At 59.6% G+C, this 23153-nt stretch carries 13 protein-coding genes, 1 pseudogene and 2 riboswitches; of the genes and pseudogenes, 8 read left to right on the top strand and 6 right to left on the bottom strand.

The annotated features are described in order from the left end of the window. Positions 1–117: 117 nt before the first annotated feature. Both cobN and cobW read right to left on the bottom strand, forming a co-directional pair. Positions 118–3927 (bottom strand): cobaltochelatase subunit CobN, encoded by a 3810-nt coding sequence (gene cobN / locus AC1DRJ_RS02815; protein WP_477800723.1) that lies wholly within the window; start codon positions 3925–3927, stop codon positions 118–120. A gap of 3 nt (positions 3928–3930) precedes the next feature. Further along, positions 3931–4992, bottom strand: coding sequence for a cobalamin biosynthesis protein CobW (cobW, locus tag AC1DRJ_RS02820; RefSeq protein WP_477800724.1), 1062 nt, complete (start codon positions 4990–4992; stop codon positions 3931–3933). 102 nt (positions 4993–5094) lie between these two features. Further along, positions 5095–5306, bottom strand: a riboswitch (cobalamin riboswitch). A gap of 253 nt (positions 5307–5559) precedes the next feature. Next, positions 5560–5787, top strand: a riboswitch (cobalamin riboswitch). A 120-nt stretch (positions 5788–5907) separates the two neighbouring features. Here cobW and AC1DRJ_RS02825 point away from each other — a divergent pair. The 4 genes from AC1DRJ_RS02825 to cobM all read left to right on the top strand — a co-directional run bounded on the left by AC1DRJ_RS02825 (position 5908) and on the right by cobM (position 8068). Next, complete coding sequence (locus AC1DRJ_RS02825; RefSeq protein ID WP_477800725.1) at positions 5908–6111, top strand: CbtB domain-containing protein; 204 nt, start codon at positions 5908–5910, stop codon at positions 6109–6111. An 11-nt stretch (positions 6112–6122) separates the two neighbouring features. Further along, the gene (locus AC1DRJ_RS02830; protein ID WP_477800726.1) at positions 6123–6830 is read left to right on the top strand and encodes a CbtA family protein; all 708 of its coding nucleotides are present in this window, start codon (positions 6123–6125) and stop codon (positions 6828–6830) included. Then, entirely contained in the window at positions 6827–7240 is a 414-nt protein-coding gene (locus AC1DRJ_RS02835) for a cobalamin biosynthesis protein (RefSeq protein WP_477800727.1), read from the top strand. Before AC1DRJ_RS02830 ends, AC1DRJ_RS02835 begins: the two co-directional genes overlap by 4 nt. 81 nt (positions 7241–7321) lie before the next feature. After that, entirely contained in the window at positions 7322–8068 is a 747-nt protein-coding gene (gene cobM, locus AC1DRJ_RS02840; protein ID WP_477800728.1) for a precorrin-4 C(11)-methyltransferase, read from the top strand. Between the two features lie 195 nt (positions 8069–8263). Here cobM and nfuA read toward each other — a convergent pair whose 3' ends face one another. Together nfuA and AC1DRJ_RS02850 are read right to left on the bottom strand one after the other, a co-directional pair. After that, positions 8264–8848 carry a Fe-S biogenesis protein NfuA gene (nfuA, locus tag AC1DRJ_RS02845; protein ID WP_007946504.1) on the bottom strand — a complete coding sequence of 195 codons (585 nt, stop codon included), beginning with the start codon at positions 8846–8848 and terminating at the stop codon, positions 8264–8266. A 198-nt stretch (positions 8849–9046) separates the two neighbouring features. Further along, on the bottom strand, positions 9047–11344 hold the full coding sequence (locus tag AC1DRJ_RS02850; protein ID WP_477800729.1) for a fatty acid cis/trans isomerase: 2298 nt from the start codon (positions 11342–11344) through the stop codon (positions 9047–9049). Between the two features lie 155 nt (positions 11345–11499). Between AC1DRJ_RS02850 and metH the strand changes: the two genes are divergently transcribed. Next, positions 11500–15210 (top strand): methionine synthase, encoded by a 3711-nt coding sequence (gene metH / locus AC1DRJ_RS02855; protein WP_477800730.1) that lies wholly within the window; start codon positions 11500–11502, stop codon positions 15208–15210. A gap of 190 nt (positions 15211–15400) precedes the next feature. Then, positions 15401–15619: a DUF2970 domain-containing protein gene (locus AC1DRJ_RS02860; RefSeq protein WP_477800731.1), complete on the top strand. Its 219-nt coding sequence runs from the start codon at positions 15401–15403 to the stop codon at positions 15617–15619. On the opposite strand, the gene AC1DRJ_RS02865 is transcribed toward AC1DRJ_RS02860, so the two are convergent. Further along, entirely contained in the window at positions 15616–16692 is a 1077-nt protein-coding gene (locus AC1DRJ_RS02865; protein WP_477800732.1) for an ABC transporter substrate-binding protein, read from the bottom strand. The two genes, AC1DRJ_RS02860 and AC1DRJ_RS02865, sit on opposite strands and share 4 nt — an antisense overlap. Positions 16693–17213: 521 nt before the next feature. Here AC1DRJ_RS02865 and AC1DRJ_RS02870 point away from each other — a divergent pair. After that, entirely contained in the window at positions 17214–18872 is a 1659-nt protein-coding gene (locus AC1DRJ_RS02870; RefSeq protein ID WP_477800733.1) for a nitrite/sulfite reductase, read from the top strand. Continuing rightward, positions 18856–19350, top strand: coding sequence for a DUF934 domain-containing protein (locus tag AC1DRJ_RS02875; RefSeq protein WP_477800734.1), 495 nt, complete (start codon positions 18856–18858; stop codon positions 19348–19350). Before AC1DRJ_RS02870 ends, AC1DRJ_RS02875 begins: the two co-directional genes overlap by 17 nt. A 41-nt stretch (positions 19351–19391) precedes the next feature. Here the strand turns inward: AC1DRJ_RS02875 and AC1DRJ_RS02880 are convergent. Next, positions 19392–23153 (bottom strand): annotated as a pseudogene (locus AC1DRJ_RS02880) (leucine-rich repeat domain-containing protein); the annotation flags it as partial.

The raw sequence follows: 23153 nt of genomic DNA on the forward strand, positions 1-23153 counted from the left end.
TGTGATCGTTCCCACGCTCCGCGTGGGAATGCAGTCCGGGACGCTCTGCGTCCCCAGAGCCGAACGCGGAGCGTCCGTTGAGGCATTCCCACGCGGAGCGTGGGAACGATCATGCCCTCAAGAATCTTCTTCTATATCCAGCAACAGGTTTTCCAGTGCCTCGCGGTACTCGCCCGGCTCCTTCCACATCCCCCGCTGCTGCGCTTCGAGCATCCGTTCCGTCATGTCACGCAACGCGTGCGGATTGTGTTCGCGAACAAACTCGCGAGTCTGCGGATCGAGCAGATAGGCGTCGGCCAGCAACGCGTACTGGTGATCGTCAATCAATTGTGTGGTGGCGTCGAACGCAAACAGGTTGTCGACCGTCGCCGCCAGTTCAAACGCGCCTTTGTAGCCGTGACGCTTGACCCCCTCGATCCACTTTGGATTGGCTGCCCGGGAGCGGATCACCCGATTCAGCTCCTCTTTCAGGGTACGGATCTTCGGCAGGTCCGGCTGACTGTGATCGCCGTGGTAACTGGCCGCTGCTTCACCGCTGAGGCTTTCCACGGCGGCGAGCATGCCGCCCTGGAACTGGTAATAGTCGTTGGAATCGAGCAAGTCATGCTCGCGGTTGTCCTGGTTTTGCAGCACCGCTTGCACCTGACTCAGGCGCTGGGCGAATTGTTCGCGGGCGGCGGTACCTTCGTCGGAACCGCCATAAGCATAGCCACCCCAATTCAGGTAAACCTCGGCAAGGTCTTCGCGGCTTTGCCACAGACGACCGTCGATAGCGCCCTGCACACCGGCGCCATAGGCACCGGGTTTGGCACCGAAAATTCGCCAACCGGCCTGACGGTTCGCAGCGTCTTCATCCAGGCCCGATCGCATCAGCGCTTCACGCTCGGCCCGCACTTTGGCGGCCAGCGGATTGAGGTCGTCGGGCTCATCCAGCGCCGCGACCGCCTGCACCGCCGCGTCGAACAGACGGATCAGGTTGGCAAAGGCATCGCGGAAGAACCCGGAGACGCGCAAGGTCACGTCCACCCGCGGGCGGTCGAGCAAGCTCAGCGGCAGGATTTCGAAATCGTCGACCCGCTGACTGCCCGTCGCCCAGACCGGACGCACACCCATCAGCGCCATGGCTTGGGCGATGTCGTCGCCGCCGGTGCGCATGGTGGCGGTGCCCCAGACCGACAGACCGAGCTGGCGCAGGTGATCGCCGTGGTCTTGCAGATGGCGTTCAAGGATCAGGTTCGCCGACTGGAAGCCGATGCGCCACGCGGTGGTGGTTGGCAGATTGCGCACGTCCACCGAATAGAAGTTACGCCCGGTGGGCAGCACGTCCAGACGACCGCGACTGGGTGCGCCGCTCGGGCCGGCGGGGACGAATCGACCGCTCAAGGCGTCAAGCAGACCACGCATTTCGGCTGGGCCGCAGGCGTCAAGGCGTGGTGCGACCACATTGCGCAGGCCATCGATGATGGCGTGCACTTCGGCCCAGCGCGCCTCCTGTGGGAGCGAGCCTTTGTGGTGAGGGGGCTCGCTCCCACAGTGTCCGGGTTCGGTATCCAAACTCTGGGTGATGAGTTGAGCAGCGAACAGCTCCAGGCGTTCACGCGTGTCGCCTGCCGTGCGCCAGGCTTCATCTGTGAGGGTATGCAGCTCAGCAGGACGCGGCCCGGTCCACGGCTCAGCCAACGCACAATCCAGCGGATCGAAACCCAGCTCGAACGCCTTGGCCAACGCCCGCAACAAACTCGATTGCGCACCACGGCCATCGCCCCGGGGAATCCGCAGCAAAGCCAGCAGCGTGTCGATGCGCAACCGCCCGGTCGGTGACTCGCCAAAGATGTGCAAGCCATCGCGAATCTGCGATTCCTTCAAATCGCACAGGTACGTGTCCAGGCGCGGCAACCAGATCGCCGCATCGGCATCGCTGTCGAGCTTGTCGTCCAGTTGCAGTTCGCGGTCGATGTGGGTCTCGCGCACCAGTTGCAGGATGTCGCGCTGCAACTCACGGGCGCGGCGCGGATCGAGCAGTTGAGCTTCGTAATATTCGTCGGCCAGCAGCTCAAGGTTGCGCAATGGCCCGTAGGTTTCAGCGCGGGTCAGCGGCGGCATCAGGTGATCGATGATCACCGCTTGGGTGCGGCGCTTGGCCTGTGCGCCCTCGCCCGGATCGTTGACGATAAACGGATAAATATTCGGCAGCGGCCCGAGCAGTGCATCCGGCCAGCAGCTTTCCGACAGCCCGACACCTTTGCCCGGCAGCCATTCGAGGTTGCCGTGCTTGCCGACGTGAATCACACCGTGGGCCCCGTAGGTGCTGCGCAGCCAGAAGTAAAACGCCAGATAGCCGTGAGGCGGAACCAGGTCCGGGTCGTGATAGACCGCGCTCGGGTCCACCTGATAGCCGCGCGCCGGTTGAATGCCGACAAAGGTCAGGCCGAAGCGCAGACCGGCGATCATCATCCGTTCGCCACGGCACATCGGGTCGCTTTCGGGCGTGCCCCAGCGCTCCAACACTGCTTGCCGATTGGCCTCGGGCAAGGCGTCGAACATCCGCTTGTATTCGTCGAGCGCGAGGCTTTGATGACACGGACGCTGATCGAGGGTCTCGAGGTCATTGCTGACGCCGCCGAGTAGTTGCTGGATCAGTGCGGTGCCGCTGTCCGGTAATTCGCCCGGCAACGGATAACCTTCTTTATGCAGCGCACGCAGGATGTTCAGCGCGGCGGCCGGTGTATCGAGACCCACGCCATTGCCGATACGCCCATCACGGGTCGGGTAGTTGGCGAGGATCAGGGCGATGCGTTTTTCGTTGTTTGGCACCCGCGCCAGATCGATCCAGCGCCGCGCCAGTTCGGCGACGAAATCCATGCGTTCCGGTTGCGGTCGATAACAGACCACGTCCGACTGACTGCGCTCGCTGCGCCACGCCAGGTCCTTGAAGCTGATCGGGCGGCTGATGATACGGCCGTCCAGCTCCGGCAACGCGATGTGCATCGCCAGGTCGCGCGGGCCGAGCCCCTGCTCGCTGGCACGCCAACCGGGCTCGTTGTCTTGGGCGCAAATCGCCTGGATCACCGGAATGTTGCGGCGAAACGGTCGCAGGTGCGGGGCTTCGGGGCTGGATTGGGCAAAACCGGTGGTGTTCAAAATCACCCCCGCTTCGACTTCATCCAGCCAATCCTCGACCACCGTCAGGCAGCCGGGCTCTTTCAAACTGGCCACGGCAATCGGCAACGGGTTCAACCCCGCCGCTTGCAAACGTTGGCAGAAAACGTCGATAAAAGCGGTATTGGCCGCCTGCAAATGCGAGCGGTAAAACAGCACCGCTGCCACCGGTTGATCGGCTTGCCAGTCGGCTTGCCAATCCTTCAGGTCTGCAGGGCTTTTGTGCGGGTGGTAAATCGTCGTACGCGGCAGAACTTGCGGCTCGGCCCAGGCGTAATCGCGACCCAACCAGCGATTAGCCAGGCAGCGGAAAAAGTCCACGGCATTGCCCATGCCGCCCTGACGCAAAAACTGCCAGAGCCGGTCGCGGTCTTCCGCAGCCACGGTACTGAGGTCGCTGAGTTCCGGGTCCGGACGATCATCTCCCGGCACCAGAATCAGCTGCACGCCCTGTTCGGACAATTGCACCAACCGCTCGACGCCATACCGCCAATAGGCGATGCCGCCGTGCAGCGAGATCAGAATCACCTTGGCGTGACGCAACACTTCGTCGACGTACAGATCGACCGAAGCGTGATTCTGCACCTGCATCGGGTTGGCCAGGCGCACGCTGGGGTAGTCGTCGGGCAGTTGCTGCGCGGCTTCGGCTAGCAGCGCCAGGCTGGAATCGCCGCTGCACAGGATCACCAGCTCGGCGGGGGTTTGTCCAAGGTCGGCGATATTGTCATCCGACACGAAACCGCCGGGCTGGGTCCTGAGCAGGTGCATGGCTTAAACGCTGAGCGCGGCGCGCAATTGCGCTTCGAGTTCAATGGCATTCAGTTCCTGGCCGATCAACACCAAGCGCGTAGTGCGCGCTTCGTCGGCGCCCCACTGACGGTCGAAATGCTTGTCGAAACGCGTGCCCACGCCCTGAATCAGCAAGCGCATCGGCTTGTTCGGGATCGCCGCGAAACCCTTGACCCGCAGGATTCCGTGCTTGACCACCAACTGGGTCAGCGCATCCATCAGCAAGCTTTCGTCGGCTTGTGGCAATTCGATGGAAATGGAATCGAAGGCGTCGTGGTCGTGATCGTCTTCACCTTCATGGTGATGATCGTGATGGCTGTGACGGCTGTCGATGTGTTCTTCGGAACCGGCACCGAGGCCGATCAACACGTCCAGTGGCAGGCGACCGCTGCTGGCTTCGATGACTTTTACCGCTGGCGGCAATTCTTCGGCGACTTCGAGGCGCACGCGGGCCAGGTCTTCAGGGCTGATCAGGTCAGCCTTGTTGAGAATCACCAGGTCGGCACTGGCCAGTTGGTCGGCGAACAGTTCGTGCAGCGGCGATTCGTGATCCAGGTTCGGGTCTTGTTTGCGCTGGGCATCGACCTGATCCGGGAATGCGGCGAAGGTGCCAGCGGCCACGGCTGGGCTGTCGACCACGGTGATGACGGCGTCGACGGTGCAGGCGCTGCGGATTTCCGGCCACTGGAAGGCTTGCACCAGCGGCTTGGGCAAGGCCAGGCCCGAGGTTTCGATGAGGATATGGTCGAGGTCACCGCGACGGGCCACCAGTTCGCGCATCACCGGGAAGAATTCTTCCTGGACGGTGCAGCACAGGCAGCCGTTGGCCAGCTCATAAACGCGGCCATTGGCTTCTTCTTCCGTGCAGCCGATGGAGCACTGCTTGAGGATTTCGCCGTCGATGCCCAACTCGCCAAACTCATTGACGATCACCGCAATGCGACGGCCCTGAGCGTTGTCGAGCATGTGCCGCAGCAAGGTGGTTTTGCCCGAACCGAGGAAGCCGGTAACGATGGTGACGGGGAGTTTGGCCAGTGTTTTCATCGGATGCCCTTTGGCAAGGTGGCGGGCATACGGGACGAGGACCGGCAGCGCGGATGCGCGTGCCTGAAGAGTTCGCCACCGGATCACCCCGCCCGGTTGAAAGTGAGAATCTGTGTCGAGGCAGGTCTCCTGGCTGACGGCTGGCCAGTCGTTTGACTGGCGGTTGCTGCGCCTTCCCGCTCGCGCCATGGCTGGCGCATGCAGTGGCATGGCAGAAACTGAACCGTTCACAGTTGCGGGGGCAGCCGCGGCATTGACCGCGTTCCCTTCTTAGCTTCGGCAAACGCCGAAGAACCTCGAAAGCGCAAGGCTACGCATCGCGCTTGGGCGGGTCAATGTTCATAAGTTGATTACGATCCCTATGGTGAGTGGGGCTTGYCTGTGGCGAGGGGGCTTGCCCCCGTTGGGTTGCGAAGCGACCCTTGCATTTCTCCAGTTAAAACCTGCATTTTGGTTTTGCGACGGCTGCGCCGCCGAACGGGGGCAAGCCCCCTCACCACAGGCAAGCCCCCTCGCCACAGAGTTGAGAACCTTTGCCAATTGACGTCAATCCCTCGCCCATGCTCTCCTACGCACTTTGTTACGGGTGCCCTTCACAGGGTGAAACGGGAAACCGGTGAATCATGTGCTTTACTCAAAGCCATGTCAGTCCGGTGCTGCCCCCGCAACGGTAAGCGAGCGAAGCATCAAATCCACTGTGCCAGCAGTTCGGCATGGGAAGGTGATGCTTGCAGGTCAAGGCGAAAGCCTGCGCCCCTCGTGAGCCCGGAGACCGGCCCGCAACACAAAGTGACCACTACGGTTACTGAACAACAAACCCGCGGTGGGCGGGCGCTGTTTGAACGTCTGCGTGCCCGACTCGCAGGGGTTTTCCATGCGCTCTATTCACCCGCTGACAGACCAGAGGGAAGCGCCATGTCGATCATCAGCAGCACCGCCAGCAACACCGATAAGAGCACCGCCAGCACTACCACCACCCTGACTCAACGCCTGACCGCCGCCGTTTGTGCGTCGATTTTTGGCGCGTGCCTTGTGTATTTCGCCGGCTTCTCGCACATCGAAGCGGTGCACAATGCCGCGCACGATACCCGTCACAGCGCCGCTTTCCCGTGCCATTGAGAGCTGCCGACATGTTCAAGCGTATAGCGCAAACCGCAGGGTTCACCGGGCTGCTGGCCGCCCTGCTGCTGACCCTGCTGCAAAGCTTCTGGGTCGCACCGTTGATTGTTCAGGCGGAAACCTACGAAAAATCCGAACCTGCTGTGGTTCAACCACATGAACACGCCGACGGCGCCATGGCCGGCCACACCCACAACGCTGAAGCCTGGGAGCCGGAAGATGGCTGGCAGCGAGTGCTGTCGACCACCGGCGGCAACCTGGTGGTGGCTGTCGGTTTTGCCCTGATGCTTGCTGGCCTGTACACCTTGCGTGCACCGACCAAAACGTCTCAGGGCCTACTCTGGGGCCTGGCTGGTTATGCGACCTTCGTGTTGGCGCCGACCCTTGGCCTGCCGCCGGAACTGCCGGGCACTGCGGCTGCTGATCTGGCTCAACGGCAAATGTGGTGGATCGGCACCGCTGCCTCCACCGCAGTCGGTATTGCGTTGATCGTGTTCAGCCGTCACTGGCTGATGAAGATCCTCGGCGTGGCGATTCTGGCCGTTCCGCACGTGATCGGCGCGCCACAACCGGACGTGCATTCAATGCTCGCACCGCAAGCCCTGGAAACTCAGTTCAAGATCGCTTCGCAGTTGACCAACGTGGCGTTCTGGCTGGCCCTGGGCCTGATCAGTGCCTGGTTGTTCCGCCGCAAAAGCGATGGTCAATACCACGCATGACAGAGGCTGGCACAGTGCCGACGTTAGTGGTCGGCCTGGGCTGCCAGCGCGGCTGCCCCGCCAGCACGCTACGTGCTTTGCTCGATCAGGCATTACAGGCGCATCACATCGGATTTCATGAGATCACGGCCTTGGCCAGCATCGACTTGAAACGTGATGAGCCTGGCCTGATCGAGCTTGCTGAGCAGCTTGCGCTGCCGGTGATGTATTTCAGCAGTGAACAATTAGCCGGTTATCACCCCCAACTCAGCCATCATTCGCAGATCGCGTTCGAACGCACCGGCTGCTACGGCGTGGCTGAAAGTGCCGCCCTGGCACTGGCCGAACAGCTGGCCCAGGCGCCGGCAAAACTACTGATCTCCCGACAAAAATTTGCTCAGGCGACGCTGGCATTGGCAGTCGCTGCGTAAAATCCCGGATAATCACGCTTTCGATCATGAGCAATCTTCATCTGAAGCCTTGCCCAGTCTCTTTTTTCACAGGAACCGACGATGACCGTCTACTTCATTGGCGCAGGGCCCGGCGACCCGGAATTGATCACGGTCAAAGGTCAGCGGCTGATTCGCAGCTGCCCGGTGATCATCTATGCCGGCTCCCTGGTGCCTGCGGCCGTCCTGGAAGGCCATCGCGCCGAACTGGTGGCCAACAGCGCCGAATTACACTTGGAACAGATCATCGAACTGATCAAAACCGCGCATGCCAACGGCCAGGACGTGGCGAGGGTGCATTCCGGCGATCCGAGCCTGTATGGCGCGATTGGCGAGCAGATTCGTTACCTGCGCGAGCTCGACATTCCTTTTGAAATCGTACCGGGTGTCACGGCGACCGCCGCGTGTGCGGCGCTTTTGGGGACGGAACTGACCCTTCCGGACATTTCGCAAAGCGTGATCCTGACCCGCTACGCCGACAAGACCTCCATGCCGGCGGGCGAAGAGCTCGGCAATCTGGCGCAACACGGGGCGACCATGGCCATTCATTTGGGCGTGAATCACCTGGAAAAAATTCTCGCTGAACTGCTGCCGCATTACGGCGCGGACTGTCCGATTGCGGTGATTCACCGGGCAACGTGGCCGGATCAGGATTGGGTGGTGGGGACGCTTGAGGATATTGCCGGGAAGGTTGAAGCCAAGGGGTTTCGACGGACGGCGTTGATTTTGGTGGGTCGGGTGTTGGAGAGTGACCAGTTTAGCGAGTCGTCACTGTATCGCGCTGGGCATGCGCACCTCTACAGGCCCTGAGTTCACGCATATCCCTGTGGTGAGGGAGCTTGTCGGAATGCCGCACCACCCATCATCTTAGGAACACACTGCTTGCAGGCTTTGCGACGGCTTCGCCGCCGAACGGGGGCAAGCCCCCTCGCCACAGGTAATCGATCAACCATAAAAAAACGGCACTCACGGGTGCCGTTTTTTATGTCGCAGTGAACACCTTACTTAGTAGTAGGCGTTTTCTTTCTGCGTGTGGTCAGTCACGTCACGCACACCTTTCAACTCCGGAATACGCTCAAGCAAAGTGCGCTCGATGCCTTCCTTCAGGGTCACGTCCGCCTGGCCGCAGCCTTGGCAACCACCACCGAATTTCAGAACGGCGATGCCGTCTTCGACCACATCGATCAGGCTGACCTGACCGCCGTGGCTCGCCAGCCCCGGGTTGATCTCGGTTTGCAGGTAGTAATTGATGCGCTCGTTGACCGGGCTGTCGGCGTTGACCATCGGCACTTTGGCGTTTGGCGCCTTGATGGTCAGCTGGCCGCCCATACGGTCGGTGGCGTAGTCGACTACCGCATCGTCCAGGAATGCTTCGCTGAACGAGTCGATGTAAGCGGTGAAGCTTTTGAGCCCCAGCGCTGTGTCTTCAGGTTTTTCTTCGCCCGGCTTGCAATAGGCAATGCAGGTTTCGGCGTACTGGGTGCCAGGCTGGGTGATAAAGACGCGGATGCCGATACCCGGGGTGTTCTGCTTGGAGAGCAGGTCAGCCAGATAATCGTGGGCGGCGTCGGTAATGGTTATAGCGGTCATGGAAACTCCTCGCAGGCTTGGGCGCAGTTTACGCCAATCAACGCGCCGCACAAAGTCCTAGTATTTTTGTCGGGAAAGAAAAGTCATTCCCTTTGTAGGAGTGAGCCTGCTCGCGATGGCGCCGGACAAATCAACACATATGCTGAATGGGACGGCCCCTTCGCGAGCAAGCCCGCTCCCACAGGGTATTGCGGTGACTCAGAGGTTTTCGTAACGGTTCATGTCCAGCACGCCCTCTTCCACCGGGTCGGTCTCGTGAACGTACTGGCTGAGGTCGTGGAAATAGAACCAGAATTGCGGATGACTGCGACGAATCCCCCAACGTTCGACGATTTTTTCGAAGCTACCCGCATCCTTGGCACTCTCCATCGCATCGACGAAGGCCGGCACCTGGTCGGCCGGAATGTTGAACATAAAGTTCGGATAACTGCTGAGTACGCCCGGGTATATGGTCAGCGTGTCGAGCCCCGGCTGATACCGCAACGACTCACCGAGCAGAAAAGCGACGTTGCTGTGGGCGCGGTTGCGTATCAGGCTGTAGACCACGCGTTTGCCGCTAGCGGTTTCGATGCGCAACATCGTCGCTTCCGGCAATTGGTCGATGACCTTCAAACCGGCCGCCGGGCGCGAAGTCAGGCGACTCAAATCCTGTTCGGCGTCCTGCAAGGCCGGGTCGATATTCGGCCGCGAGCAATACGCACCTTCGCACCGATTGATCGGATCGGGCTTCGCATTGAAATCACCGTAACGGGCCAGCAGTTGCTTGGCGAAGTCGCGCTTGGGGTCTTTCTCGTCGAGTTTCAGCGCGCTCGGTTTGTCGTCATCGATGGCCTCGTAGTTCAGCCACATCTTGACCTTGCCGCCGTCCTGGTACCAATCGTCGAGGTAGCCGTCCCGGGAATCGGCCGGCATCAGGCGCAGGAAGTTCTGCTCGGCGCCATTTCGGATCAAGTCGAAATACAGACGTGTCTGGGCCTGATGGGAAACGTTGCCGAACACGTCGAAGTTCACCGCCAGTTGATAGTAGGTGCGCTCCAGCAGCGGGAAGTCGAACAACCACATCGTTTGCGGCACATCGCCGATCAGGCCCTTGTTTACCGAAGCACTGTCGAAGTGCCGGAAGATACTCAGCAGCGCATTGTCATTCCCCACCCACAAGGTCGACCAGCTGGGCGCCGGTGCATCGGCGTAGCTGTCCCGGCGCAGCACTTCGTACTCGTTACGTTTGTCGCGGTAGTCATGCCACAGACTCAAGACGCTGCCGACGTCGTCGTTTTGGCCGGGCATAGCCAGCAACGGCGTGGCCTGGCCGCGATAGTTGGGGTCGATCACATAGAGGTCGTGATCGGGCGCCTGGAACAGCGCCCAGAAGTTATCGCGGATCACATCAGTAGCGATCTGACCACGGCACACCGGGCCGCGAATAAAGGTGCGCACGAAGTATTCGGCGTTATCCAGCATGAATTGATAGCGCGCCTGCGCCGGGATCGCTTCAAACGTCGCAAATGGATTGGCCCGCCGCTCCGGCCCATAACCGGGCAAGGCATCGACCTGCCAGTTGCCGCTATAGAACAGGCTGTTGACCCGCGCCATCTTCGCCGCACTCAGCGGATAGGTGATGTGAGTCTTCTGCACAATCACACCCTGCACCGGCCACAAGCGGTAATACACCTGCGTGCCAGGGTCGTCATTCGGGCGGCGTGTGGTGATCAGGTCAATCGGCTGGCCGGTGGGCGTACGCGAACGGACCCACTGGAAGAAGTGCCCAGGTTCACCGTCCTTGAAGTAGATATGGGCAAGAAACCAGTGCTCGAACAGCCAGCGTGCCACCAGGCTTTGCCGGGAGCCGGGCGCGTTGAGCAGGTTTTCCCACTGCACCACCTGCAACGCTTCTTTCGCGCTCGGTACCAGCCCTTGCTCATCAATCGGCGCCCCCGACGCCAGCCAGCGCTGCAGCGTCTGGTATTGCTGATCGGTCAGGCCGGTGACTGCCAGCGGCATGCCCTCTTTGGGATGCGAACGGGTGTAGCCGTCGAATTGCGCCGGCGTGGCGCACATGTTTTCCCGGTTCAGCCCCAGCACGATGTCTGATGGAATTTTTGCATTGGGTTGCAACGGGGTTTTGTGGCCCAGTTCAAGCATTCGCGCCATCAACGCGGCCTGACTGCCTTGGGCGTCGAGCACAGGAAAGAAGCCCTTCTGCTGCCAGGCGTGTTTGCCGAATGCATCGTAAAACAGCCGCGTCGGTGCAGCAGCGGTGACGCGATCGCCGTCGTAGACCGGGACTTTCGTCGCGCCACGTGCCGCCCCTTCGCCACTGCCGAGGTTGAGCTGGCAGGCGGCATCGTTGCACGCATGGCAGGCAACGCACTTTTCGGTAAAGATCGGTTGTATGTCACGGCTGTAGGAAATAGCAGAGGAAATGGCCGGACCTTGCGCAACGGCGTCCCAGCTTAGAAGCAGCATAAACATGCTGATGATGACGCGATACGACATATCCCTGGTCCCGATCATGAAAAATCGCCGCGATTCTACCGGGTGGACGGCCGTACCAACATGAACGATATTCATGCAAAACCGGGACATGCTCTAAAAGCGCACAGGTTTGCTATGATCCCGGCCCTTCGTCATGGTCTTTCCGAGTAGTCCAAATGTCCGATCGCAGTGTTCGCCTTCAAGCTCTCAAGCACGCCCTCAAAGAGCGCATCCTGATTCTCGATGGCGGCATGGGCACGATGATCCAGAGCTACAAGCTCGAAGAACAGGATTACCGTGGCAAACGCTTTGCTGACTGGCCAAGCGATGTCAAAGGCAACAACGACCTGTTGGTGCTGACTCGCCCGGATGTGATTGGTGGCATCGAGAAAGCCTACCTGGATGCCGGTGCCGACATTCTCGAAACAAATACCTTCAACGCCACCCGGATTTCCATGGCCGATTACGGCATGGAAGAACTGGCCTACGAATTGAACGTAGAAGGCGCTCGCCTGGCGCGCAAAGTCGCCGATGCGAAAACCTTCGAGAACCCGGACAAGCCGCGCTTCGTCGCCGGCGTACTGGGCCCGACCAGCCGCACCTGCTCGCTATCGCCAGATGTGAACAACCCCGGCTACCGCAACGTGACCTTTGATGAACTGGTGGAGAACTACACCGAATCCACCAAGGGTCTGATCGAAGGCGGCGCCGACCTGATCCTGATCGAGACCATCTTCGATACCCTGAACGCCAAAGCGGCGATCTTCGCCGTACAAGGCGTGTTCGAAGAGTTGGGCATCGAGTTGCCGATCATGATTTCCGGCACCATCACCGACGCCTCTGGCCGCACCCTCTCCGGCCAGACCACTGAAGCCTTCTGGAACTCCGTGGCCCATGCCAAGCCGATCTCGGTCGGTCTGAACTGCGCCCTTGGTGCCCGCGAACTTCGCCCGTACCTGGAAGAGCTGTCGAACAAGGCCGGCACCCATGTGTCCGCGCACCCGAACGCCGGTCTGCCGAACGAATTCGGCGAGTACGACGAGCTGCCGGTGGACACCGCCAAGGTCATCGAAGAGTTCGCTCAAAGTGGTTTCCTGAACATTGTCGGCGGCTGCTGCGGCACCACCCCGGGCCACATCGAAGCCATCGCCAAAGCCGTGGCCGGTTACGCACCGCGTGAAATCCCGGAAATCCCCAAGGCCTGCCGCCTCTCGGGCCTGGAACCTTTCACCATCGATCGCAACTCCCTGTTCGTCAACGTCGGCGAACGGACCAACATCACAGGCTCTGCCAAGTTCGCCCGCCTGATCCGTGAAGACAATTACACCGAAGCCCTGGAAGTCGCCCTGCAACAGGTCGAAGCCGGCGCGCAGGTGATCGACATCAACATGGACGAAGGGATGCTCGATTCGAAGAAGGCCATGGTGACCTTCCTCAATCTGATTGCCGGCGAGCCGGACATCTCTCGCGTGCCGATCATGATCGACTCCTCGAAGTGGGAAGTGATCGAAGCCGGCCTCAAGTGCATCCAGGGCAAGGGCATCGTCAACTCGATCAGCATGAAAGAAGGCGTCGAGCAGTTCATTCACCACGCCAAACTGTGCAAGCGCTACGGCGCGGCTGTTGTCGTGATGGCGTTCGACGAAGCCGGCCAGGCCGACACCGAAGCGCGCAAGAAAGAAATCTGCAAACGCTCCTACGACATTCTGGTCAACGAAGTCGGCTTCCCGCCGGAAGACATCATTTTCGACCCGAACATCTTCGCCGTGGCCACCGGCATTGAAGAACACAACAACTACGCCGTGGACTTCATCAATGCCTGCGCCTACATCCGCGACGAGCTGCCGTATGCGCTGACGTCGGGCGGCGTGTCCAACGTGTCGTTCTCGTTCCGTGGCAACAACCCGGTGCGCGAGGCGATTCACTCGGTGTTCCTGCTGTATGCGATCCGCAACGGCCTGACCATGGGCATCGTCAACGCCGGTCAGCTGGAGATCTACGACCAGATCCCGGCCGAACTGCGTGACGCCGTTGAGGACGTAGTGCTCAACCGCACCCCGGAAGGCACCGACGCCCTCCTCGCCATCGCCGACAAGTACAAGGGCGACGGCAGCGTCAAGGAAGCCGAGACCGAAGAGTGGCGCGGCTGGCCGGTCAACAAGCGTCTGGAGCATGCGCTGGTCAAGGGCATCACCACGCACATCGTTGAAGACACCGAAGAATCGCGCCAATCCTTCGCTCGCCCGATTGAAGTGATCGAAGGCCCGCTGATGTCCGGCATGAACATCGTCGGCGATCTGTTCGGCGCCGGTAAAATGTTCCTGCCGCAGGTGGTGAAATCCGCCCGCGTGATGAAACAGGCCGTGGCCCACTTGATCCCGTTCATCGAACTGGAAAAAGGCGACAAACCGGAAGCCAAGGGCAAGATCCTGATGGCAACAGTAAAAGGCGACGTGCACGACATCGGCAAAAACATCGTCGGCGTAGTCCTGGGCTGTAACGGCTATGACATCGTCGACCTCGGCGTGATGGTCCCGGCAGAAAAAATCCTGCAAGTGGCCAAAGAGCAGAAGTGCGACATCATCGGCCTGTCCGGCCTGATCACGCCTTCGCTGGATGAAATGGTCCACGTTGCTCGCGAAATGCAGCGTCAGGATTTCTACCTGCCGCTGATGATCGGTGGCGCGACCACCTCCAAGGCCCACACGGCGGTGAAAATCGAGCCGAAGTACAGCAATGACGCGGTGATCTACGTCACCGACGCCTCCCGCGCCGTGGGCGTGGCGACGCAGTTGCTGTCCAAGGAATTGAAACCGGCGTTCGTCGAGAAGACCCGCCTGGAGTACATCGACGTTCGCGAACGCACGGCAAACCGCAGCGCGCGCACCGAACGCCTCAGCTACCCGGCGGCCATCGCCAAAAAGCCGCAGTTCGACTGGGGCACCTACGAACCGGTCAAACCGACATTTACCGGCGCCAAAGTGCTGGACAACATTGACCTCAAGGTTCTGGCCGAATACATCGACTGGACACCGTTCTTTATCTCCTGGGACCTGGCGGGCAAATTCCCGCGCATCCTCACGGACGAAGTGGTCGGTGAAGCCGCTACCTCTTTGTATGCCGATGCCCAGGAAATGCTCGCCAAGCTGATCGACGAAAAACTCATCAGCGCGCGTGCGGTGTTCGGCTTCTGGCCGGCCAACCAGGTGCGTGACGATGACATTGAAGTCTACGGCGATGACGGCAAGGCAATCGCCAAGCTGCATCACCTGCGCCAGCAGATCATCAAGACCGACGGCAAGCCGAACTTCTCCCTGGCCGACTTTGTGGCACCGAAAGACAGCGAAATCACCGACTACGTGGGCGGTTTCATCACTACCGCCGGCATTGGCGCCGAAGAAGTGGCCAAGGCTTACCAGGACGCTGGCGACGATTACAACTCGATCATGGTCAAGGCCTTGGCCGACCGTCTGGCCGAGGCGTGCGCCGAATGGCTGCACCAGCAAGTCCGTAAAGACTACTGGGGTTACGCCAAGGACGAGACGCTCGACAACGAAGCGCTGATCAAAGAGCAATACACCGGCATCCGCCCTGCCCCGGGCTACCCGGCGTGCCCGGACCACACCGAAAAGTCCACGCTGTTCAAACTGCTGGACCCAGAAGCTGAAGAGCTGAAGGCGGGTCGCAGCGGCGTGTTCCTCACAGAGCACTACGCGATGTTCCCGGCGGCGGCGGTCAGCGGTTGGTATTTTGCTCACCCGCAGGCGCAGTATTTTGCCGTGGGCAAGATCGACAAGGATCAGGTGCAGAGCTACACGTCGCGTAAAGGTCAGGAGCTGAGCGTGACTGAGCGTTGGCTGGCCCCGAATCTCGGGTACGACAACTAACCAGCCCGGTTGGCCACCATTGTGTGGCCAGCAGTGATCCCCTGTGGGAGCGAGCCTGCTCGCGATAGTGGCCTGACAGTCAATATTGTTTTGACTGAAAGGACCCCATCGCGAGCAGGCTCGCTCCCACAGTTGTTTGTGTCTGCCGTAGGTCTATGCTTATGGCTCAAACACACATGACGAGGGATTTATGGACGATCCAGTCGACAACAAGCCACCGACCTTCTGGCAGATGCTGCACAGCGTCATGGCCGCCGCATTCGGGGTGCAGAGCGGGAAGAACCGGGCCCGCGACTTCACTCACGGCAAACCGAGTCATTTCGTGATTCTGGGGATTTTGTTCACCGCAGTGTTCGCGCTGACCCTGTACGGCATCGTGCAACTGGTGGTGCATCTGGCCGGGATTTAGCGCATCAGCGTTTGCAGGCTGAACGGGTAACGGTAGGACGTTGGCCGCCCCTTGGCCGAAAGTCGGCGGAAGCTCACGCCATAGTCCGGCGATACCCCCAAGGCCAGCAGCTGTCTGGCTTGCGTCTTGTCGATCAGTTGCAACAACGGAACCTGCCGATCACGACCGCCGTACTGGCTGAGGTCCACGCCCTGATCCACATCATGCAACTGCACCAGTGCCCAGCCGCCCAACGTGAAGTGCCCGCCCAACAACACGCTCAACGTGCCATCGACTTTCGCCTGTAACGCGGCGGGTGAGGCATTGACTGCGCTGAACAAGGCATCCTTGCCGGGTATACCGCCCATTTCTTCCGAAAATGCCTGCATCGCACCGAAGGCCATTTCGTCATTGGCTGACCATATCAGCGAGACATTCGGATAGCGCCGAAACAACAGTTTCGCCTGTTCATAGGCGCGTTCACGGGTCCAGCCGCTGTAAACCATTTGCCGCAAACGAACTTCCGGATGCTCGGCCAGCGCGCGCAACATACCTTTTTCGCGCAGTTGCGCCGAGGAAGTGATCTTCAGACCGGAAAAGGCCAACAGCTCAATCACCTGACCGGGTGCGGCAGGCGGATGCAAACGAATCAACTCCTTGAGCATCTGGTAGCCGCCCTCCTCGTCGTTGGGCACCAGGCTGCCGAGGCGATCGGGACGTTCGCCCAGCAGACTCAATTGATTGTCCGTCAGCGACGAGTTGACCATAAACAACTTCACGCCGCTGCCTTGGGCCAGTCGCAGGATTTGCGGTGCAACGTACTGTTCGTTGACAAACACCAGATAGTCCGGACGGTCAGGACCTTGCAAAGCCTGGCGTGCTTGCGCCACGGTGAGTTCGGGCAGGCGTTGGGAATAGAGAATCTGCAGGTCGATGCCCAAGTCCCGGGCGGCTGCCTGCATGAATTGCGCATAGCTGATCCAGAAGGCTTCTTGAGCCTTGCCCGGACTCAGGAACAGCACCGATTCCGCACGCGCAGCTGGTCCGTAAACCACGCAAAGCATCAGCAGCAATGTGTAGAAAAACTTCAACATCAACGTCCGAGCCCCCGGAAAATCCGCCGCGCAGTATAGCCAGTGACATTCCGCAAAACGGCGTTTATTCCGGTTATTGTCCGACAATCGTCGAAACGGGACCCGGACGGGGTCGGTTATTGATGGCTGACCCAGAATACCGCTGTGCCCACGACCAGGATGATCAGAAACAAGATCGCCCAAGCATCGACCGTACTGTCAGTCTTTGTAGCTTTGGTAGGGTTGCTCATTGCATCGCCTCTTGTCGGTTTTATCGGTGATTGCATAAAGACTCGACCACAGTAAAGACGACGATTGCCCGCACCACAAATGAGGGTTTAGTCATAACGTTTCCTGTTAGTCGCTTTGGTTCTTTATATATACTCAAACATCACTTTTGCGCATAACCGCAAACTGGTATCTTGCCCCGGCTCCGTAGGGAGAGCGCGGCCGTGCGCGCAGAATTGCAGAGGTTCTTGGACTGCGGCAAGCACAAAAACGCAGCTGTATCCGAGCGACCCAAGCCTGAGAACAGGACCTATATGTACGTATACGACGAATACGATCAGCGGATCATCGAGGACCGCGTCAAGCAGTTCCGTGATCAGACCCGACGCTATCTGGCAGGGGAGCTGAGCGAAGAAGAATTCCGCCCTCTGCGCTTGCAAAACGGGCTATATATCCAGCGTTTCGCGCCGATGTTGCGTGTGGCGGTGCCTTACGGCCAACTGACTTCGCGCCAAGTGCGGATGATGGCCAAGATCGCCCGCGACTATGACAAAGGTTATGCCCATATCAGCACCCGGCAGAACGTACAGTTCAACTGGCCAGCCGTGGAAGACATTCCAGACATTCTGGCTGAACTGGCGACCGTGCAGATGCACGCGATCCAGACCAGCGGCAACTGCCTGCGCAACGTCACCACCGACCAGTTCGCCGGTGTCGCCGCCGATGAGTTGATCGATCCGCGTCCATGGTGCGAGATCGTCCGTCAGTGGACGACGTTCCACCCGGAATTCGCCTACCTGCCGCGTAAATTCAAGATCGCGGTCAACGGTTCGACGTCTGACCGTGCCGCCATCGAAGTCCATGACATTGGCCTTGAGCCGGTGCACAACGCCGCAGGCGAGCTGGGCTTCCGTGTATTGGTCGGTGGTGGTCTCGGCCGTACGCCGGTGGTGGGCGCGTTCATCAATGAATTCCTGCCGTGGCAACACCTGTTGAGCTACCTCGACGCCATCCTGCGGGTCTACAACCGCTATGGCCGTCGCGACAACAAGTACAAGGCGCGCATCAAGATTCTGGTCAAGGCGCTGACGCCTGAAGTCTTCGCGCAAAAGGTCGACGCGGAAATGGAACACCTTCGCGGTGGCCAGACCACGCTGACCGAAGCCGAAGTGCAGCGTGTTGCGAAGCACTTCGTCGACCCGGACTACAAGGCCCTGGACAACCAGACCGCCGAACTGGCCGAGCTCGACCAGCAGCACCCGGGCTTCGCCCGCTGGCGCACGCGCAATACCCTGGCGCACAAAAAGCCGGGCTATGTAGCCGTGACCCTGTCCCTGAAGCCGACCGGTGTGGCACCGGGCGACATCACTGACAAACAGCTCGACGCCGTGGCCGACCTGGCCGATCGTTACAGCTACGGTCAACTGCGTACGTCCCACGAACAGAACATCATTCTGGCCGACGTGGAACAATCCCGACTGTTCGCGATGTGGGGCGAATTACGCGAACAAGGTTTCGCCACGCCGAACATTGGCTTGCTGACCGACATCATCTGCTGCCCGGGTGGTGATTTCTGCTCGCTGGCCAACGCCAAGTCGATCCCGATTGCCGAATCGATCCAGCGTCGCTTCGATGACCTGGACTACCTGTTCGATATCGGTGAACTGGACCTGAACATCTCCGGTTGCATGAACGCCTGTGGTCACCACCACGTCGGCCACATCGGCATCCTCGGGGTGGACAAGAAAGGCGAAGAGTTCTACCAGGTGTCCCTCGGTGGCAGCGCCAGTCGTGACGCCAGCCTGGGTAAAATCCTTGGCCCGTCCTTTGCCCAGGAAGTCATGCCTGACGTGATCGAAAAGCTGATCGACGTGTACATCGAACAACGTACCGAAGACGAACGCTTCATCGACACCTATCAACGTATTGGTATCGACCTCTTCAAGGAGCGCGTCTATGCAGCGAATCATTAAAAACAACGAGGTCGTCGACGAAACCTGGCACTTGCTGCCGAAAGACGCGACCCTCGACGGTATTTCCAACTGCGACGACCTGATCGTACCGTTGGCCCTGTGGCGTGATCATGGTCACGCGCTCAAGGCCCGCGACGGCGGTCTGGGTGTGTGGCTGGACGCCGATGAAGAAGCTGAAGAAATCGGCGAAGACGTCAAGTTTTTCAAGGTCATCGCCTTGAACTTCCCGGCGTTCACCGATGGCCGCAACTACTCCAACGCCCGCCTGCTGCGTGACCGTTACGGTTTCAAAGGCGAACTGCGGGCGATTGGCGATGTGCTGCGCGACCAGCTGTTCTACCTGCATCGCTGCGGTTTCGATGCGTTTGCAATTCGCGCCGACAAAGACCCGTACGAAGCCCTGGAAGGCCTCAAGGACTTCTCGGTGACTTATCAAGCCGCCACCGACGAACCGCTGCCGCTGTTCCGTCGCCGCTGATGGTCCAGCCTTGAACCCCTTGCGGGGTTCAAGGCTCCCTCCTACTTCGTCTCCACCGGAAACGGCCGTCCCATCGCTATCCAGTCCCGGTAAAATTTCGCTCTGTCTTCCAGCGCCGAAAACATTGCCAGTGGATTTTCAGCGTCTACCTCGCTCGTATCGACCTGTCGACTCAAGCGCCCCCAGAGTTCATCCGACGCGTCCGCCTCACTCAACAGTCGCCACACCCGCGCCTGAAGACTCGTGTAATTCACCCGAAAATCCGCCGTCAGGCTTATGCCGCCGACAATACGTAAAAATGGCAGGCCAGAAGGCTTGTCTGCCAACCGTTGCCAGATCATTTGCGCGGCGTTCCTCTGGCTTTGATCACTCTCGCGCAACCACTGAACAGRAAGCCCGTAATCGTGGTCCGGCGCACTTAACCAAAGGTTGATCCCGGTTTTTTCGCGATGAGTGACAAGGCGCCGTAGTGTGTCTTCGTCCGTGACAGGATTGCCCCACAACTGCACACGCGCCCTGGAGATGGCCTGGTTCAGGACAGGCTCAGGCACGCGGACAATCTGGTTATCACGCAAATCGAGGGACGTCAGGTAGGGCTCGTCCATGATCCCGACCGGGCACGTGGTGATCCTGGTATTTCTCAGGGCAAGCCGACGCAAGTCCTTCATCCCCATCACCAACGGAGGAATGCCCAACGGGTTATCGCTCAGATCAAGGTTTTGCAAATGAGACAGGTCCACCAGTTCTGAGGCAGTGCGTTCACTGAACACCAATTGCGTTGATTTGAGGTTCAGTGACGTGAGGTGTCGCATCTGCCTGATCGCCCCAGGCAGCGCACCGCCCACAGAGCCGCCAACGTTGAAGTGGCTAAGGTCGACACTTTCCAGGTCAAGGATCTTGAGGTTGGGAAAGCTTGCAAGAAACCCGTTCAAACTGTCCTGTTCGGTCAGATGAAAGCGTCGCATCAGCAGCTCGGTCACATCGTTGAAACTGACATTCAATGTGGGTAATCGGTGATAGTTCTCAAAGTTCATGTCCAGCGTGGCACTTGAAGACTCTCCACGTTTTTGCCAGATAGCGACCAATTCTTCGGCAAGTTCGGTCCTGAGTGCCTGCTCGTCTTGCCTTTCTTCCATCAGAAGCTGAATGTTGTGAGCCGCAATTTGTGCAGGGCTCATACCCACTGCCTCGGCATCACCAACAGCCAGGAAAGGCAGCGCCATGTCATCGACATCATCGGCTACCTGATCTGACCAACCCCTCAGGTCCGTGTTGAGTTGCTGCAACTGCTGGTTCAACCCATCGATGTATGCCTGCGCGTTGTTGCCAGCGAGCTGCAGTGCTTCATCGGCCTGAGCCGCGGTGAATTCGGGATAAATTTCCTTGAGCTGCAACCGCATGATGTCGTGGGTCAAGGATTCGCCTTGAGGTGTCAATGGATAACCTCCACCGCGCAAGCCGTGAGGCTTGAACGTCAGCCCGCGGTCCATCCGTTGCAACCCCTGCAAGGTTTGCGAACGAGGCAGCGCCACAGAACCTGTCTTGAGCCGCAACTCATTGGGAGGATCATCAGACATCAGGTGCAGTGTTGCGCGCTCGTCCTTGGACAGGATGGCCAGTACTGCCTCGTAGAAAGCCGATGGCGAAGCCGGCTGTTGATAGCAGTCCTCTGCCCTGATGATGCTTCGTGTGTTAGCCGCATCGAGTGGACCACAGCTGTCCAGAACCCGCCCGACGGGCGTAGGGTCAACAATGTTGATCCGCAGGTTTTTGGGCCATCCGGGCACGTTCGGGAGGGAATGCAAAGCCAGTGTGTCCGTCTCGGCATTGGCGACCGACTTAAGGTAAAGTCCTTCATAGGCTCGATTGAGCCGCACTTGTTGCTGGTATTGCCGGGCCTTCCCGTCCAGGCGCTTGAACACTTGCCGGACCTCGACCGCGTCGGGCGTAGCGAGGATGTCCACACCATAGCGGTCGAGCATTTGCTCAATGGCACCTTTGGGAAGCGCGGGATATTCGCGCTGAAACAACCGGCCCCATTCGTGCGCGCAATCCTGCAACGCGTCGTAACGGCTGTTGAACAACGCGGTCTGCCCGGTCTGCCCCAGCTCCTGATCGAGTTTGAAGCGGCTGATCGTATCGGCCAGCAACGGCGTCGGTGGCCGGCCGGTGTTCATCAAGCGCAGCATGTCGTCATCGATCGGGCTGACCTTGCCGATCTGCGACAATACTTCATCGCTGAATGACGCCATCGAGGGGTCGATGCCACGTATCAGCTCCAGCCGCGACAGCCGGGATGGCACTGCAACCTCTTCTCCCACGGGTGTAACGACAGCGAGCGGCTCGCGTGGCATGAGTGCATCCGCCTCTACCCTGCCAACGCGTCCCACCACCCCAGCCAACGGCAGCGCATTAAGAACGCCAAACACCGTACGTGTTACCCCTTCTTTGCGCTGGCTCGATGTTACGCCGTTCACGGCCTGTTGCAGACCGTAACCGGCGTCGATGAGCCCGGCCAGCGCCAATACCCCCTCTCCCCCCGGAACAAATAAGGCCAATGGCCCGAATTGGTTTATCCATTGCACGACGGGTTCGACAACCGCGCTCAAATTGTCGCGGTTGACTTGTGCATCGTCCCGGATTGTTGTCACGCTCTTCCAGGCGGCCTGTTTCATGGTCAACACCAACTGCGCAAACGGATCCGTTGTGCGCGCCTGATCTTCGAAGCCTATCTGCTCGGTGGGATCCCAATAGCCATCATCGTTGAAGAAGCCGGCATTTTTTGTCAGCTTGTGCTTTTGCGGGTAAATCGCCATGCCGTCCAACGCTGTCAGTACACCGGCATGGAAGGTGCCGTCATGGCGATCGTCATCGGTAAAATGATTGGCCAGCGCTTGCTTCGTTGCGTTGTCCTTGCTCTGTGCGACCACCCATTGGTGCAACTGCGAGACGTTGGCGAAGTCATGCAGGGGTGAGGAGTTGCCCGGGATGTACATCAGCACCCGGGGATTGGCGGCGTCAGGAAAAGTCCAGATATCGGTCGCGGTGTAGCGATACAACTTCAGACGGCCCGTCGTGACTGTGACGGGGGTTCGTGTCGGTGCTTGGAGTTGTTCGATCTTCAGGGTTTCCCATGCCTGATCCACCGGTAAACCTGCTGCCTGCATCGCAAGCTCCAGCCCCTTTTCGCTCAGGCGTTGCTCATGCCGCTGCAGCCATGCAGTCATGACAAATGCTGCTTTGACCGAGGTCCTCAGCGCATAGGGTTGTGCCGCGACGATCGTCTCATTGGACGGCCAGGCCTGATCAAGATAGTCCTTGTACAAGCCCTGCAAATCCAGCTCCCAAGCCCATTTCTTGAAGTCTGCGGGGGTTACGCGGAGCTGCGTCAACGGTCCATAGGTTTGCGCGATGGTTTGGCGGTAAATACCTTCATAGGTCTGGTGATTGCCGCTGCCATGGTCAGCGAACTCGTCGACCTTCTGCACGATGCGAACGGAGGGCCCGACATCCGGTGGCGTGTACAAGCCAACGCGGTTTCGGCGAAACGTCCGTCCCCCACGGTTTGATAGTTGGAAAGCAGTGCCTGCAGCAGCGATTGCGAACTCGCCACTTGCCCTTGGTGAATGCCGTCCTGAGCTGGATGGCCCTTGTACTCGTAATCGAGCGTGACCAACAAGGCCGTCTGTGGATCGATATTCGCCCCCCACTTCTCCTTGATCAAGCGGACGCCAAATTGGCCAGGGGTTTGCGGCAGTGCGATGTTCACGACGGCGTTGAGATCGTCGCGCATTCTTAGGGGG

It is taken from the genome of Pseudomonas sp. P5_B2 (assembly GCF_056400445.1).

Excerpts from the sequence above, each read along its gene's own strand:
- nfuA (WP_007946504.1), bottom strand. The coding sequence starts at position 8,848 with ATGACCGCTATAACCATTACCGACGCCGCCCACGATTATCTGGCTGAC.
- AC1DRJ_RS02835 (WP_477800727.1), top strand. The coding sequence starts at position 6,827 with ATGACAGAGGCTGGCACAGTGCCGACGTTAGTGGTCGGCCTGGGCTGC.
- AC1DRJ_RS02860 (WP_477800731.1), top strand. The coding sequence starts at position 15,401 with ATGGACGATCCAGTCGACAACAAGCCACCGACCTTCTGGCAGATGCTG.
- cobM (WP_477800728.1), top strand. The coding sequence starts at position 7,322 with ATGACCGTCTACTTCATTGGCGCAGGGCCCGGCGACCCGGAATTGATC.
- AC1DRJ_RS02830 (WP_477800726.1), top strand. The coding sequence starts at position 6,123 with ATGTTCAAGCGTATAGCGCAAACCGCAGGGTTCACCGGGCTGCTGGCC.
- AC1DRJ_RS02850 (WP_477800729.1), bottom strand. The coding sequence starts at position 11,344 with ATGTCGTATCGCGTCATCATCAGCATGTTTATGCTGCTTCTAAGCTGG.
- cobN (WP_477800723.1), bottom strand. The coding sequence starts at position 3,927 with ATGCACCTGCTCAGGACCCAGCCCGGCGGTTTCGTGTCGGATGACAAT.
- AC1DRJ_RS02875 (WP_477800734.1), top strand. The coding sequence starts at position 18,856 with ATGCAGCGAATCATTAAAAACAACGAGGTCGTCGACGAAACCTGGCAC.
- cobW (WP_477800724.1), bottom strand. The coding sequence starts at position 4,992 with ATGAAAACACTGGCCAAACTCCCCGTCACCATCGTTACCGGCTTCCTC.
- AC1DRJ_RS02865 (WP_477800732.1), bottom strand. The coding sequence starts at position 16,692 with ATGTTGAAGTTTTTCTACACATTGCTGCTGATGCTTTGCGTGGTTTAC.
- metH (WP_477800730.1), top strand. The coding sequence starts at position 11,500 with ATGTCCGATCGCAGTGTTCGCCTTCAAGCTCTCAAGCACGCCCTCAAA.
- AC1DRJ_RS02825 (WP_477800725.1), top strand. The coding sequence starts at position 5,908 with ATGTCGATCATCAGCAGCACCGCCAGCAACACCGATAAGAGCACCGCC.
- AC1DRJ_RS02870 (WP_477800733.1), top strand. The coding sequence starts at position 17,214 with ATGTACGTATACGACGAATACGATCAGCGGATCATCGAGGACCGCGTC.